A 15,174-nucleotide genomic window follows, 5' to 3' on the forward strand; every position below is an offset into this window, starting at 1 on the left:
AAGTCCAAAAACCATCTGAAGTGAATAACGTAACGGTGCTGTATCAAGCCTCTACAAGTCCAGAGAAAATAGGCAGTCAAGCTGGAGAAGTGAAGCGGGATTGGTGGGACAACAACAAACAAATATTAAATAATATTGAGAAAAGTTTTAAGAAACTTAATACTATATTTGATCCGGCAAAACAAATTGCAAGTATGTTATAAATTACTTAATAAAATAATTTTGAGGTGTCTTAGATGAAAAAGGATAAAAAAGAGAAGGAACGAGCTCTCTCTGAGGCGAAAAAAATCAAAATAAGGACGTTTTATTCTATTTTAGGAATATGTTTAGTGATTGTGATAGGAATAGGAGGAAAAGTATATATGGATAACAAACGATTCAATGGTGAAATGGTGAGTGTAGTAAAGAGTGGTCAAGCAAAACATATAATTGAAGAAGGATTGAAAAATATAGATTCTAATGCGTTGACACCAGAGGGAGTTATAAAGTCATACGATATAGATTATGAAAGTATTGAACATAATCCTATGGGGGGAATTAATGGTAAATTGTATATAAATAATACAAAAAATTTATATGCTACGTTCATTTTAGATGTTGATTCTGAAGGTAATTTAAATAGAAATCATGGAATTTCAAGTTATTCATCTGAATTAGATAATATGTTAAAGGAGAAAAATAATGGGTAAAGCATATACAGATGATGAACGTGTTCAAATAACAAAAAAAGAGTATGATAATTTGAATGAGAATGATCCAGTTACCATTAATAACGGAGAAAAAATAGGCTATGTATCAAAAGTAGTAAATGATAAAAAAACAGGAGAACAAGCTTTTATTATCACTGACGGCAATCCCAAAATACAAAAACCGTCTGAAGTGAATAACGTAACGGTGCTGTATCAAGCCTCTACAAGTCCAGAGCAAATAGGCAGTCAAGCTGGAGAAGTGAAGCGGGATTGGTGGGACAACAACAAACAAATATTAAATAATATTGAGAAAAGTTATAAGAAACCGAATACTATGTTCGATCCGACCAAACAAATTGCAAGTATATTATAGTTTACTTATGAAAAATGATTTTGAGGTGTCTTAGATGAAAAAGGATAAAAAAGAGAAGGAACGAGCTCTCTCTGAGGCGAAAAAAATCAAAATAAGGACGTTTTATTCTATTTTAGGAATATTTTTATTGATGGTTATAGGCATAGGAGGAAAAGTGTATATGGACAATAAACGATTCAATGATGAAATGGTGAATGTGGTAAAAAGCGGGCAAGCAAAAAGAGAGATAGAAATAGGGTTAAAAAACTTGGATTCAAAAGCTTTAACGCCAGAGGGAATTATCAAATCTTATGAAATAGATTATGAGAGTATAGAACACAATCCTATGGGTGGGATTATGTATGAGGTTGTTGTTAATCAGGATAAGGATTTAACAATAGAATTTGATATAAGTAAAGACTCAGATGGCTTAAAAAATGGTGGTGCAGTAATTTCAGAAAAATTGAGTGATCTTTTGGAAAATAAGGAGGAATAATATGCCTAATTTTACAGATGAACAAAGAGTAGAAATTGCAGAACGAGAGTATAAAGATTTAAAAGTTAATACGAAAGTAACTATCGATGATGGAAAAACAACAATAGGCTATGTATCAAAAGTAGTGAACGATAAAAAAACAGGAGAACAAGCTTTTATTATCACTGACGGCAATCCCAAAATACAAAAACCGTCTGAAGTGAATAACGTAACGGTGCTGTATCAAGCCTCTACAAGTCCAGAGCAAATAGGCAGTCAAGCTGGAGAAGTGAAGCGGGATTGGTGGGACAACAACAAGCAAATCTTAAATAATATTGAGAAAAGTTACAAGAATCCTAATACTATATTCGATCCGACCAAACAAATTGCAAGTATGTTATAGATTACTTAATATAAATAATTTTGAGGTGTCTTAGATGAAAAAGGATAAAAAAGAGAAGGAACGAGCACTCTCTGAGGTAAAAAAATCAAAACAAGGACGTTTTATTCTATTTTAGGAATATTGTTATTGATTATTATAGGAATAGGAGGAAAAGTCTATATGGATAACAAACGATTCAATGATGAAATGGTAAATGTGGTAAAAAGTGGACAAGCAAAAAAGGAAATAGAAATAGGGTTAAAGAACTTAGATTCAAAAGCTTTAACGCCAAAAGGAGTAATCAGGTCGTACGAAATAGATTATGAAAGTATTGAACATAATCCTATGGGTGCTATTATGTTTGATGTGATTATTAATAAAGATGATAAGCTTGTTGCTAAATTCGATTTAAATAATCATTCAAATATTGTGGAGGTTGGCGGTATTGGTTTGTCAGAAAATTTATCAGATTTAGTTAAAGGAGTAGAATATGACTAATTTTACAGATGAAGAACGTAAACTCATTGCAGAACAAGAATAAAAAAATTGGACGGTTAATGATGAAGTAACGATTAATAAAGGGAAAAAATCTATAGGCTATGTATCAAAAGTAGTGAATGATAAAAAAACAGGGGAACAAGCTTTTATCATTACAGACGGCAATCTCAAAATACAAAAACCGTCTGAAGTGAATACTGTATCAAGGCTCTAAAAGTCCAGGGAAAATAGGCAATCAAACTGGGGAAGTAAAGAGTGATTGGTGGGACAACAACAAACAAATTTTAAATAATATTGAGAAAAGTTTTAAGAGCCCAATACTATACTTGATCTGCCAAACAAATGACAAGTATGTTATAGATTACTTAATAAAATAATTTTGAGGTGTTTTAGATGAAAAAGGATAAAAAAGAGAATGAACACGCGCTCTCTGAGGTAAAAAAAATCAAAACAAGGACGTTTTATTCTATTTTAGGAATATGTTTAGTGATTGTGATAGGAATAGGAGGAAAAGTGTATATGGATAACAAGAGGTTTCATGATGAAATGGTGAATGTGGTGAAGAGTACTCAAGCAAAACAAATAATTGAAGATGAGTTAAAAGGATTAGATCCGAGAGCATTAACACCTGAAGGAAAAATTAAAGTCTATGAAATTAATTATAAAAGTATTGAGCATAATCTTATGGGTGGAATAATGTTTGAAATAATTATTAATAAAGATGAAGAGTTAACATTAGGTTTAAATATAGGTAAATCTTCTGGCAAATTAAAAAGTGGAGTAGTGATTTTATCAGAAAAATTAAGTGACGATTTCGATAATTGAGGAGGATAATATGACGAATTTTACAGATGAACAAAGAGTAGAAATTTCAAAGGCTGAATATAATGATTTGAAAACTAATAAAAAAGTAAAAATTAATGGTGGAACAATAGGCTATGTATCAAAAGTAGTGAATGATAAAAAAACAAGGGAACAGGCTTTTATCATCACTGACGGCAATCCGAAAGTACAAAAACCGTCTGAAGTGAATAACGTAACGGTGCTGTATCAAGGTTCTACAAGCCCAGAGAAAATAGGCAGTCAAGCTGGAGAAGTGAAGCGTGATTGGGGGAACAACAAACAAATCTTAAATAATATCGAGAAAAGTTATAAAAAAACCGAATACTATATTCGATCCGACCAAACAAATGACAAGTATGTTATAGTTTACTTATGAAAAATGATTTTGAGGTGTCTTAGATGAAAAATGATAAAAAAGAGAAGGAACGAGCTCTCTCTGAGGTGAAAAAAATCAAAATAAGGACGTTTTATTCTATTTTAGGAATATGTTTAGTGATTATGATAGGAATAGGAGGAAAAGTCTACATGGATAACAAACGATTTAAAGATGAGATGTTAAATGTGGTAAATAGTGGTCAGGCAAAACAAGTTTATGAAAAAACATTAAAAAATGCAGATTCAAAAGCTTTAACTTCAGAAGGAATAATTAAATCATATAAAGTGGATTATGATAGTGTGGAACATAATCCTATGGGAGGAATAATGCTTAAATTGATTATCAATGATGATAATCAATTGTATATTCGAGTGACTTTAGATCAAGAAGAAAATGGGAGATTAACTAACAGTTCTGGTGGAGGGTCACTGCCCTTGGAAGATATGTTAGAGAAAGGGAATATGAATAATGACTAATTACTCAGATAAGCAACGAGTTGATATTGCTAAAAATGAATATGATGACTATAAAGAAGGCGAACCTGTATACATTGATGATAGAAATACAAAAATAGGCTACGTATCAAAAGTAGTGAACGATAAAAAAACAGGAGAACAAGCTTTTATTATCACTGACGGCAATCCCAAAATACAAAAACCGTCTGAAGTGAATAACGTAACGGTGCTGTATCAAGGCTCTACAAGTCCAGAGCAAATAGGCAGTCAAGCTGGAGAAGTGAAGCGGGATTGGTGGGACAACAACAAGCAAATCTTAAATAATATCGAGAAAAGTTATAAAAAACCGAATACTATATTCGATCCGACCAAACAAATGAAATCTTCTGCTAAAACGCTAAATAATGCGATGGACAAATATTCCAATGCTCGCTTTGATGTATATGGTCATTCTCAAGCTTCTTCAAATGCCCAATATGCTTTAGGCGCATTGGATTCACAAGAGAAGTTAGACCGAGTGAATGGTGCCTTTCTTTATCAAGGGCCGAATGCGTATTGTATGATGACAGAAAAGCAACGAAAACGAGTAGCTCAGTTAAAAGACCGTATCTTTAATTTCGTAGATGAAAAAGATATTGTGCCTATTGGCTATAGACATACAGATTGGAACATTAAATTGCGCCATGTAGGAATGCTTATTTTTATTGATTCAAAGAAAAAAGGAATGATTGACCAACATATGTGGGGTGGATATCAGTTTAAGAACGGAAACCTACAAGTAACAAAGGAATCGTTAGTACAATTCCAACAAGCCAAACATGCGTATAATCTGTTGATTATGCGTGAGCAAGTGAAGAACTTAGAACAATTAAAGAAGAAATTCACGGCAAGTGGTGGGGGGCTGTCGTCTGGTGAACAAATTTATTTAGATGATAGTCAAGCCTTAGCGGTTGTGAGCCATGCTTCCTCAGAATTTAAAACCGCGATGTTATCAGTTGTGATGGTGTATCAAAAAGGCATACAAAACGCAGAAAAATTATGGACAGAAACGTTAACAGATGCTCGATCGATTGGGACTGATTTATCTGAAGGAGAAATCAAATCTGCCCTAGCAGAAGGTGGTTGTACAGAACAAAGTATTGTGACAGAACCCGTGAATGAGTACAAAGAAAAAATAAATAAAGCCAAAAAAATGGATGAAAAATTCAATCAATTAGCAAAAGAAATAAGAGCTAAGATGACCGAATTAGTACAACGAGACCAAGAATTAGCAAAACAATTAAAAGGACTTGTGTCGTAAATAATAGGAGAAAAAATGAAAGCAGAAGAAGAATTACTAAGAGATTATCAAAGAAATAGGGCAGAATTAGAAGAACAAGAAGATACAGTGAAACGATATATGCGAAAAGGACAGGATTACACCCAGGAAATCTTTTTTCAAGTACGTCAGATACTAGGGAAAAGAAGCACTTCTATGGAGTCGATAATGGAAACTCAACGAGAATTACAGCGAAATGAAGACCATTATATAGAAGAATTAGTACAGGAGCGCAAAGAGCTTATACTGCAACAAGAAGAAGTCGAACAATTTTATCGAAAGAAACGTCAAGAATTAACATAATAGGAGGAAAAAGTTGTTGGTAAAAGATGAAAAAGAACGAAAAGAACGAGAAAAAGCATTCCGAAAAGAGAGTCAACGACTCGCAATAAAAGGGCTTGGGAAAAGCACGAATGAACAAAAAAACAAAGATAAAGAATCAATAAAAACAAAAGGAGAAACCGAACTAAAAGACGCAGCTGCGATGATAGGGACGACAGGAAGCTCATTTCAAGAGTCGGTAAAAGGACAATTCGGTAAAAAAGTGACAGAAGTATTTGAGCAACAAAAACAAACAATGGATCATTTTTAAAAAGAGGAATCGTTTTATCTTTTTAGAACAGTTGAGATAGATAAAAGAATATTGAATAAACTGGTATCCAATGCTCAAAAAAAATAAGGTATTATGGCTAGTGTTGTTCTATCGATGTTGATTGGAAGACCAGTTTACAAACTATCGACTATTTTTTTTCAAGAGCTTGATGTTACTTCTGAAATAGATAAACGTGCAATTTATTTACTGATAACGTTTGGCTGTTTGCTTATTTTTAGATCTATCATTATGTTCTACAATAAGCATAAACTTAGAAAAGTATTATCTGTAGTAGGTTGCAAAGTAACAATTGGAATTGAGAAAGAGAGTATTACAAGAAGCATAGTATGATTCGATTGATTTTGATAGTCATGATTGCAGTAGGGATAATCTATATAACGATTGTTTATCTGTTTGATTTCATTTTAGTTTTTATTTTAAGTGTACTTATTTTTATATTTATGAATAGAAGTTATTTATTTCCATATGGTAATCGTTTTCGGATAAAAGACTAGGAGATTAAAAGAAATAAGGGTCAATAACTTTATGGTTTTTGACTCTTCGTCTATAAAGGATAGCAATGAAGAATGTATAGAGTAAAATTCAAGTAAAGTTTGTAAAAAGACATGTACATATTTATATCTTTTTGTTAGTATATATTTATAGAATAATTATCTCGCAGAGAGGAAGATTATTATGTCAACGATTGTACTTGTAATAGCCCTTCTATCACTTTTTTTAGATAGATTTTTTCCTCAAAAAAATAGTAGTGAGTTACTAAAGTATTATAAATTTGTTTTAATAATCATAGCCATCTTAGAAATATTGAATGGATGGGTGCTATAGCACCCATCCATTATTTTTATTGATTTGAAATGGAAGAAATACGCCAATTTCTAACTCTCACAATAACTCCATGCTTGATTTCACCTTTAATATGATTTGCAATACCTGTTGCTATACTTGCAGATACAGCAAGTAATAATCCTCCTGAAAGTATGCCAATTGCTACAGTTAGTGCACCGCCTAAAATAGTTGCACCTCCGTAATACCCTCTTAAAAAAGTACCGCTAAGATAAACATCCCATGATCCAGACCCTTTTTTTGTAACAATCTTTGTAACACCATTTGCTCGTAACATGGGATTGTCAATTTTATATGGACTTAAATCATATCCAAGATACTCTAAAAAATTAGCCATTTGATTATCATTAACATAGATTGTGTCATTAACTTTTTTGATTCCGATACTATCTGCATAGGCCAATGCTTCTGTAATGAATTCGCTATCATTTAACTTTTCAAGCACAATTTCATTCACTTCACTAGTAGTTTTTTCTTCTTGAATCTGGGACGCATAAACAGAAGAACCACCAATCATTAAAGGGGCGCTAGCCATAACCAACGTAGAAAATAAACAAACCAACTTTTTACTTTCCATAATATCATTTCCTTTCTTTTTGTTAAAATTATAATACCATAAGGTTTTTTTGTTTTCAATTTTTTTTCTTACTATTTTTCATTTTTATTTAATGTAGGTTTAGCTAAATTGATAAATGGACAATAATTAAATAGGTTAAACTGTTTATAATTAAGAAATATGTTAGATATGTTGATAACAGAAAGGTAACTCTGGATAAGAAAAAAAGAAAAAAATAAATGCTTTTTCAGCTTAGAAGAGCTAAAAGGCGAATGGAAGAAAGCCATTGATTTTATCTTTAAAAATGTCACACAACACGCCGATCGAGTAGAGAATCCAAAAAAATATTCAATAAATTTTTAGATGAAGATATAGCAAAAAGAACTTCCCAACAAAGAGACTAGAATACCTTAAAAAAATGAAAATTTAAGGAATTTTAGAGATGTGTTGGGGTTGATTAATGAATAGAAAAAAATAAGAAGCAATCGTTAAAATAGGAAGTTTGGAAAATAAAGTTTCAAGATTACTTATTTTTTATATACGATTTAAAACTAAAAATGTAACTTGTACTAGATTGATCAATGTATTTTATAATTTCCTTTCAAGTAATCAAACTAAACATTTGAAAATCATATATTTACATTGAGTTGCTTAAGAATTACAATTAAGTATATATACTATTATAAAAACTAAGTCGTTGGACGTTTACTTTTTAATTATAGGAGGAAAAAACGATGCCAAAGGATATAAACAGTAATTCCGCAGTAGCACAAGCTGTCGTTACTTCTATAGCATCATCGGTGAGTTCTTTAAATCAAGGGACAACAATCACAAAAGATACCCAAAACGATCGTTGCAGGCAATAATAATGCGCAGCTGATGAAATCATATGGGTTACTGGTACATGGCATAATAGTTTATTGTGTCAACAATAAACTTAAATGATTATTATGTAAAAAAAATTAGGTAGTATTGTCAATATACTCTTTAATGCAAATGGTTAGTAAAATAAAAAATTTTGTTGGAGGAACGATTATGGCAAATGTGAAATATATTGGAAATGATACTAAGAAATCAGAAAAAGGAAAGATCCATACTAGAAACGGAAATCATACAGAATGTGGTGCTCGGATAGATGACAACCCACAAGATTGGGTAACAACAACACAATCTGTTACTTGTGAAAAAAAAGGATGTAAGTAATCACAAAAATATTACTTTTTAGAGAAAATACTATAATTTGCTAACTTAATACTTATAGAGTGATTGACAGTACTACTTAATTTTTTTTGTACGATAACAGTTCTCAGAAGTAGACGCTTAGGAAACAAAGAGACCATTTGGATAAACGCTGACAAAACAGCGTTTTTTTGCATAATGAGTGCGTTCTTAGATAGGAGGATTAAATAGAATTTAACAAGGAGTTTGATTGTTTTGCATTTAGCCTATCTTCGTATTTCTAAATCTGATTAAAATTTCGTAAGATAAGAAGTAGCTCTTCAGGAATGGCAAAAAATAATCAAACCCCAAAGGCTATTGGATTATTTCTTTATGTTTTATGATGTTGTTTTTATTATTTCTATTGACCAATCATCTATCAATAAATACAGGGAAATACAAAATATATCAAAAGAGATAACCGTTCAATAGTCATTGATGGACATATTTGTCGTATTTAGAGAATGTTTTCGAGTTAAGGGGTGAGGAGCTAAAATGTGGAAACGATATGTTGCTGTATATAATGGTAAAGCAGGGGAAAAGAGTATATTTTTAGATACAGTAACAAAAAATTAGTAGTAGTTGAAATTGAGATGACTTCTTATAGATCAACGATATTGTCAGGATTTTCAGGAGTGACTATTTACTATGTATTTGGACATGTACTTTTTAACTTTTCTTTGAGTTCTTTTGTTTTAATAGTGCTAATCTTAGTTCAGATAAGCTTAGTTGAATTTATGAATTGATAATAAATGTGTTAAACTATATAAGATATTTTATGATATAGAATAAAGAAAAAATTTGTGGGATATTTATTGAGATAATAGTATTCAGTGTTAAGCAATTAAAGAGAGCAAAGATGATACAATAAAAAATATGTAGAGATAGAGAAATATAAATAAGAAAAGCTCTAAAGTAAAGACAAATTTAACTGTATAAGGGAAAAAAATCTGAATTTGAATCTAAAATTACATAAGAAATTTTACATAATGTAGGAGTAGTTAGTGAATAATTGGGTGATTTTTAAAATGTCGAGATCTTTATAACGACTTTGAAATAATAACTATATTTTATACTAAGTGTTAGTTTGTATTGCATTTCTTTAGGGTTGTAAAAGTTTACAAAAAGAATTTATAAGTATATAATAAAATTGTTATATATTTATAAATGGAGGGAATAGAATGGAAGTTGTATCTATAATAAATTATAAAGGTGGCGTTGGTAAAACAACAATAACCGCAAACTTAGCAGCTGAGCTTGTTTTTCGCGGTAAAAGAGTACTTGTGATTGATTTAGATCCTCAAACTAATCTGACTTTTTCTTTTGTAAAAGTTGATGAATGGACAAATAAGTATCAAAAAGAAAGAACAATTAAATATTGGTTTGATTCTATTATTGATGGAGTAAGTCCAGTACCTTCATTTGAAGATCTAATTATTGAAAAAAATGGAATAAACATATTATGTTCTCATTTAGGTTTAATTGATGTAGACATTGAACTAGCAGCAGGTCTATCATCTGGAACTGAAAGACAACATAAAAATAATTTTTTGAAAACGTACTCTTTAATCAAGAAAGAATTAGAAAATATTAAAGATCAATATGACGTTGTATTGTTTGATTGTCCACCTAATTTTAGTATTGTCACCAAAAATGCATTAGTTGCTAGTGATTATTATTTGGTACCTGCTAAAATGGACTATTTATCAACATTGGGAATAAACCAGTTAAGAAATAATGTTGACAATCTAGTAAAACAGTACAATAAATATTGTTCTACTGATTCAGAAATAATTAATCCTGAATTTCTAGGGGTAGTTGCTACAATGATAGCGGTTAGAAATGGGGAACCAATTTCAGCTCAAAGAAACTATATTAGTACTTTAGAGAGAAGTAATATTAATATATTTGATAGTATGATCAGGGAAAATAAAACAATATATGCATCTGCTCCAGAATATGGTACTCCAGTAGTTTTTCAAAGTCATAGTAGTGGGACTTATCAAGAAGTAGTACAAGAATTAGAAAATTTAACTTCTGAGTTTATTGGGAAAGTAGGTATATAATGTGAAAGAGCAAATACAATTAATGAAATTAGTTTTTGATACACTCAATAAACTATCGACTACTCAATTGGATGATTTATTAGCTAAGAAAGCACAACTTAAATTAATATATCCAGAAGAGAAGAAGGTAAAAAATGAGATATCAAATAATGAAATTGATAAGATAGTTAATGAGATTTCAAATGAGTTAGAACAAGTAGATTCCAGAGATAAGGCAGAATCAATATTGAATAATAGAACCATCAATAAACAAATGTTAAAATTGATTTCAAAAAAATATAATATTTCATTAAATGGTAAAGATTCAAATACTGTGATAATAGAGAAAATAATAGAAAATGTTGTAGGTTCAAAAATAAAATTTGATGCATTATTAAATACTGATCTGAAAAAATCATAAGACAATTTTTAAAACCTTCAAGATTATTGAGGGTTTTTATTTTTTAGGCGATTGATATTAAGTATATAAGATATGACAAAATATTTAATATTCTAATTTGTAAATGTATTTTCTTTCAATTTCGGATATAATAAAGTTTATTAATTACTAATAAGGATTGAGATAATGTGAAAAAACAAATAAAAGTAGTCGGAGCCGTAATAGAAAAAAACGAAAAAATCCTCTGCGCCCAAAGAGGTCAAGGGAAATCCCTAGCAGACTTATGGGAATTCCCAGGAGGAAAAATCGAACAAAATGAAACTCCTCAACAAGCGTTAGAACGCGAAATCAAAGAAGAACTTCTATGCGAGGTTTCAATCAAAAATAAAATCATCACAGCAAGTTACGAATATGATTTTGGCATCGTCGAACTAACAACATTCTTCTGTGAATTAATAGAAGGCGAACCAAAGCTAACAGAACATGAAAGTATTAAATGGTTACCAATTTCCGAATTAAGCACTTTAGAGTGGGCACCAGCTGATATCCCAACAATTGATGCCCTAGTAAAAGGAGCATAAACATGAATCCTCTTCTAGAGAATTTTAAATCAGCACTTGAACATAGCTTTATTGATCAATCAAAAGAGACTAACGAGCTTTACAAAGCAAAATTACTTGTAAACCCAGATGAAATGGGCAGAATGGTTCTAAATGATTTAGTAGACGAACTAGCTACATGTACAGAATTTTTCTTTGCAGTAGCGTTTATCACTGAAAGTGGATTGCTCGCAATTAAAACAGTTCTTTCTGATTTAGCTAAAAAAAATATTCGTGGAAGAATCATCACCTCAAATTATCTCTATTTTAATTCGCCAAAAATGTTCAAAGAACTTTTAAAGCTAAAAAACGTAGATGTTCGAATTACAGAAATGGATGGTTTTCATGCAAAAGGCTATTCATTTAAGCATGATGACTATGAAACCATGATTTTGGGAAGTTCCAATCTAACCATCAAAGCATTAAAAGTAAATTGTGAATGGAATTTAAAGCTAAATTCACTTTCAAATGGTGACCTAATTCAAGCGATGAAACAGAATTTTGAGCATATGTGGGAAGCTTCAAAGCCCTTATCTAATTCTTGGATTACTAAATATCAAATGGGCTACAAACCAATTTTAAACGTGCAAAAAGTTGATACAATGGAAGACCCATCAACGCAGATAGATCCAAAGTCCATAGTAGATGAAGTTGAGTACGCAACGAAACAGATTACACCAAACGACATGCAAAAGAAAGCCCTAATAGAAATTCAAAAAATGCGTGACTTAGAAAAAACAAAAGCAATGGTGGTTTCTGCAACAGGAACAGGGAAAACGTATCTATCAGCGTTCGATGTTAAGGTATATCAACCAGAGAAATTTCTTTTTATTGTTCATCAAGAACAAATCTTAAAAAAAGCGAAAGATCAGTTCATCAAAATACTAGGAGAAGATGAAGAAAAATTTGCTATCTTATCTGGTAACAGTAAAGTCACCGATGAAAAATATGTATTCGCGACAATCCAAACATTATCGAAAGATGAAACCCTACAAAAATTTGCTAAAGATACATTCGATTATATTCTAATCGACGAAGTTCATCATGCAGGGGCGAAAACCTATCAAAAAGTAATCGACTATTTTGAACCCAATTTTCTTCTAGGCATGACGGCGACACCAGAAAGAACAGACGGATATAATATCTACGAAATGTTCGATTACAATGTAGCATATGAAATTAGATTACAAGAAGCGTTAAAAGAAAACATGCTGTGCCCGTTTCACTATTTTGGTATTACGGATATACAAGTTGATGGAAAAACAATTGATGATAAATCCTCTTTTAATCAACTAGTTAGTGACAAACGAATCAATTATATAATAGAAAAAATCGATTATTACGGACATTGTGGTGATAAAGTTCGTGGACTTATCTTTTGTGGAACGAAAAAAGAAGCGCATGAACTAGAACAACTATTTAATAACCGTGGATTCCACACTAAAGCATTAACTGGTGATCATAAGATTGACGAACGTGATCGAGTAATTGCTCAATTAGAAGCTGGAAAACTTGACTACATTATCACAGTTGATATTTTTAATGAAGGAATTGATATTCCAAGCGTCAATCAAGTTGTAATGTTACGCAAAACAGAATCTAGTATCATTTTCACGCAACAATTAGGTCGTGGATTAAGAAAAGCTAAGAATAAAGATTTTGTGACAATCATCGATTTTATTGGGAACTATGACAATAACTATTTGATTCCAATCGCTTTAACAGAAGATAATTCCTTGAACAAAAATAATCTACGTAAAAAAACGATGGCAACAAAATACCTTCAAGGAATGTCGACAATCATGTTTGACGAAATTACTAAAAATAGAATTTTCCAATCAATTGAATCATCTAAGTTGAACAATGCAAAAAATTATCGAGAAGCCTATCAAAATTTGAAAAATCGATTGGGTCGTATGCCGAAATTAGTTGATTTTATTGAACAACAATCAGTTGATCCAGTCATTATTACGAAATATAAAGAAAATTATCCTGCGTTTTTAAACTGGCTAAATGAAGAGACCCCAGCATTAAATAGCCAAGAAACAAAAGTTTTAACTTTTTTATCTAATGAACTTTTGAATGGCAAAAGAAATCATGAGTTACTTCTTTTAGTAATGTTAATCGATAAGAAAAAAGTATCAGCTGAAAATTATCAGTCATATTTAAAAGAGCAAGGTTATATTTGCGATGAACAAACAATAAAATCTGTAGTACGTATTCTGTCCTTAGATTTCTTTACTCAAAATGAAAGAGAAAAATATGGCAATACTCCAATTGCAATTTATTCTAATGGTATATTTTCTCTAGAAAAATCATTTCAAAAGAATCTTCAGCAAAATAAATGGTTTGCTGAGTGCGTAGAAGACATCATTAAGACATCTTTTGAGCGTAGTAAGCGTTATGTATTAAGTGAACCATTAACGTATAATGAAGTATATGGGCGTAAAGATGTTTGCCGTTTACTAAACTGGGAAAATAACGAAACTAGCACAATGTATGGTTATCGAATCAAATATGATACTTGTCCAATTTTCGTAAACTACCATAAAGGTGACACGATCTCAAACGATGTAAAATATGAAGACGAGTTAATCGATCAACATACGTTATTATGGTATACACGTCCGAAATTAACTTTATCTAGTGGAGAAGTTGTGGAAATAATGAATTACAAAGAAACAAACTTAGCAATTCATGTTTTCGTTCAAAAAGAATCTGGTGGTGACCCTGAATTTATTTATCTAGGAAGAGCTTTTCCGAAGCTCGAAACAGCAAAGGAATTAATCAAACAAGATAAGAAAGGAAAAGACACCAACATCGTAAGTATGGAAATGACGTTAGAAAAAGCTGTTCCGTTAGAAACATACGATTTCATAAAACAGAAATAACTTTTCAGAGGATGGATCATCTCCATCCTCTTTTATAACATACGTAATCTATTCTAAATTCATTTTCTTCCCCTCAAACCCAGTCTCAACCTTCTCAGCCCTAACCATCTCCATCACCAATTCATCCCCCAACTCAATCAACCGATTATAATCCTCATAAAAAGCATGAAACATCTGCGCCCGCGCATAATACTCCTTCACAATCCGTTTCTTATTAATCGGCCCAGACCGAAACTGAAAAAAATGATCCAAAATCGCCAAAGGTTCCTGCCAAGAAGCCATCTTCTCCATAAAATCCCGCAACTCAATAATATCCTGATACGTAACCGCCTTTAAATTCTGTCCTTGTTTATCCATTCTCCTGATCTCCTTCAAATAAGGCGGAGAAAAGCCGATAAGCGCCAAACGAAAACCAAGCCCAAATCCAACTTCTCCCACCTGTTTTTTCACTGAATTTCTGGATTCAGTGACCTTTCTATCTGCACATTGACGAGGCAAACCCATAACCCAGCGCTACAAACGACTTTCAAAGCCTTGCTGTATTCATAACGCCTTCTTCCAGAGTAAAACAAAAAACGATACCGAACCTGTCAATACCGTCATCAATCAGCCAAACCAAAC

At 31.5% G+C, this 15,174-nt stretch carries 19 protein-coding genes and 1 pseudogene; 18 read left to right on the forward strand and 2 right to left on the reverse strand.

The features are described 5' to 3' along the window. From BCR22_RS14190 to BCR22_RS14245, 12 genes and pseudogenes are all read left to right on the forward strand, one after another. Positions 1 to 203 (forward strand): annotated as a pseudogene (locus tag BCR22_RS14190) (hypothetical protein); the annotation flags it as partial. A gap of 33 nt (positions 204 to 236) precedes the next feature. Then, positions 237 to 689, forward strand: a complete 453-nt coding sequence (locus BCR22_RS14195; RefSeq protein WP_069655539.1) for a DUF1310 family protein — start codon at positions 237 to 239, stop codon at positions 687 to 689. Next, positions 682 to 1,062, forward strand: a complete 381-nt coding sequence (locus BCR22_RS14200; protein ID WP_069655540.1) for a hypothetical protein — start codon at positions 682 to 684, stop codon at positions 1,060 to 1,062. The genes BCR22_RS14195 and BCR22_RS14200 overlap by 8 nt, the downstream gene beginning before the upstream one ends. A 34-nt stretch (positions 1,063 to 1,096) precedes the next feature. Further along, a complete protein-coding gene (locus BCR22_RS14205) occupies positions 1,097 to 1,537 on the forward strand; it encodes a DUF1310 family protein (protein WP_069655541.1) in 441 nt (146 codons plus the stop codon). A 1-nt stretch (position 1,538) separates the two neighbouring features. Further along, positions 1,539 to 1,919, forward strand: coding sequence for a hypothetical protein (locus tag BCR22_RS14210; protein ID WP_069655542.1), 381 nt, complete (start codon positions 1,539 to 1,541; stop codon positions 1,917 to 1,919). 159 nt (positions 1,920 to 2,078) lie between these two features. Then, the gene (locus tag BCR22_RS14215; protein WP_240485896.1) at positions 2,079 to 2,396 is read left to right on the forward strand and encodes a DUF1310 family protein; all 318 of its coding nucleotides are present in this window, start codon (positions 2,079 to 2,081) and stop codon (positions 2,394 to 2,396) included. 393 nt (positions 2,397 to 2,789) lie between these two features. Then, positions 2,790 to 3,221: a DUF1310 family protein gene (locus BCR22_RS14220; RefSeq protein ID WP_083241847.1), complete on the forward strand. Its 432-nt coding sequence runs from the start codon at positions 2,790 to 2,792 to the stop codon at positions 3,219 to 3,221. 10 nt (positions 3,222 to 3,231) lie between these two features. Continuing rightward, positions 3,232 to 3,615: a hypothetical protein gene (locus tag BCR22_RS14225; RefSeq protein ID WP_069655544.1), complete on the forward strand. Its 384-nt coding sequence runs from the start codon at positions 3,232 to 3,234 to the stop codon at positions 3,613 to 3,615. Between the two features lie 23 nt (positions 3,616 to 3,638). After that, a complete protein-coding gene (locus BCR22_RS14230) occupies positions 3,639 to 4,091 on the forward strand; it encodes a DUF1310 family protein (RefSeq protein WP_069655545.1) in 453 nt (150 codons plus the stop codon). Continuing rightward, entirely contained in the window at positions 4,084 to 5,370 is a 1,287-nt protein-coding gene (locus BCR22_RS14235; RefSeq protein WP_069655546.1) for an Mbeg1-like protein, read from the forward strand. The genes BCR22_RS14230 and BCR22_RS14235 overlap by 8 nt, the downstream gene beginning before the upstream one ends. Positions 5,371 to 5,385: 15 nt before the next feature. Beyond that, positions 5,386 to 5,691 carry a hypothetical protein gene (locus tag BCR22_RS14240; protein WP_069655547.1) on the forward strand — a complete coding sequence of 102 codons (306 nt, stop codon included), beginning with the start codon at positions 5,386 to 5,388 and terminating at the stop codon, positions 5,689 to 5,691. A gap of 13 nt (positions 5,692 to 5,704) precedes the next feature. Further along, positions 5,705 to 5,980, forward strand: a complete 276-nt coding sequence (locus tag BCR22_RS14245; RefSeq protein ID WP_069655548.1) for a hypothetical protein — start codon at positions 5,705 to 5,707, stop codon at positions 5,978 to 5,980. Between the two features lie 862 nt (positions 5,981 to 6,842). On the opposite strand, the gene BCR22_RS14255 is transcribed toward BCR22_RS14245, so the two are convergent. After that, positions 6,843 to 7,421 (reverse strand): hypothetical protein, encoded by a 579-nt coding sequence (locus BCR22_RS14255; RefSeq protein WP_083241848.1) that lies wholly within the window; start codon positions 7,419 to 7,421, stop codon positions 6,843 to 6,845. Between the two features lie 713 nt (positions 7,422 to 8,134). On the opposite strand from BCR22_RS14255, the gene BCR22_RS15895 reads away from it, so the two are divergent. The 6 genes from BCR22_RS15895 (at position 8,135) to BCR22_RS14275 (ending at position 14,553) form a co-directional block, all read left to right on the forward strand. Further along, complete coding sequence (locus BCR22_RS15895; RefSeq protein ID WP_276205068.1) at positions 8,135 to 8,266, forward strand: hypothetical protein; 132 nt, start codon at positions 8,135 to 8,137, stop codon at positions 8,264 to 8,266. A gap of 169 nt (positions 8,267 to 8,435) precedes the next feature. Continuing rightward, positions 8,436 to 8,603 carry a hypothetical protein gene (locus BCR22_RS15530; RefSeq protein ID WP_167351543.1) on the forward strand — a complete coding sequence of 56 codons (168 nt, stop codon included), beginning with the start codon at positions 8,436 to 8,438 and terminating at the stop codon, positions 8,601 to 8,603. Between the two features lie 1,196 nt (positions 8,604 to 9,799). Further along, entirely contained in the window at positions 9,800 to 10,684 is an 885-nt protein-coding gene (locus tag BCR22_RS14260) for a ParA family protein (RefSeq protein ID WP_069655550.1), read from the forward strand. 1 nt (position 10,685) lies between these two features. Continuing rightward, a complete protein-coding gene (locus BCR22_RS14265) occupies positions 10,686 to 11,084 on the forward strand; it encodes a hypothetical protein (RefSeq protein WP_069655551.1) in 399 nt (132 codons plus the stop codon). A gap of 167 nt (positions 11,085 to 11,251) precedes the next feature. Beyond that, positions 11,252 to 11,644: a (deoxy)nucleoside triphosphate pyrophosphohydrolase gene (locus BCR22_RS14270; RefSeq protein ID WP_069655552.1), complete on the forward strand. Its 393-nt coding sequence runs from the start codon at positions 11,252 to 11,254 to the stop codon at positions 11,642 to 11,644. Positions 11,645 to 11,646: 2 nt separating this feature from the next. Further along, entirely contained in the window at positions 11,647 to 14,553 is a 2,907-nt protein-coding gene (locus BCR22_RS14275; RefSeq protein WP_069655553.1) for a DEAD/DEAH box helicase, read from the forward strand. A 48-nt stretch (positions 14,554 to 14,601) separates the two neighbouring features. Here the strand turns inward: BCR22_RS14275 and BCR22_RS14280 are convergent, their stop codons facing one another. Further along, on the reverse strand, positions 14,602 to 15,057 hold the full coding sequence (locus tag BCR22_RS14280; protein ID WP_240485897.1) for a hypothetical protein: 456 nt from the start codon (positions 15,055 to 15,057) through the stop codon (positions 14,602 to 14,604). Between the last annotated feature and the right edge of the window lie 117 nt (positions 15,058 to 15,174).

It is taken from the genome of Enterococcus plantarum (genome assembly GCF_001730295.1).
GTDB classification, from domain to species: Bacteria; Bacillota; Bacilli; order Lactobacillales; family Enterococcaceae; genus Enterococcus_L; species Enterococcus_L plantarum.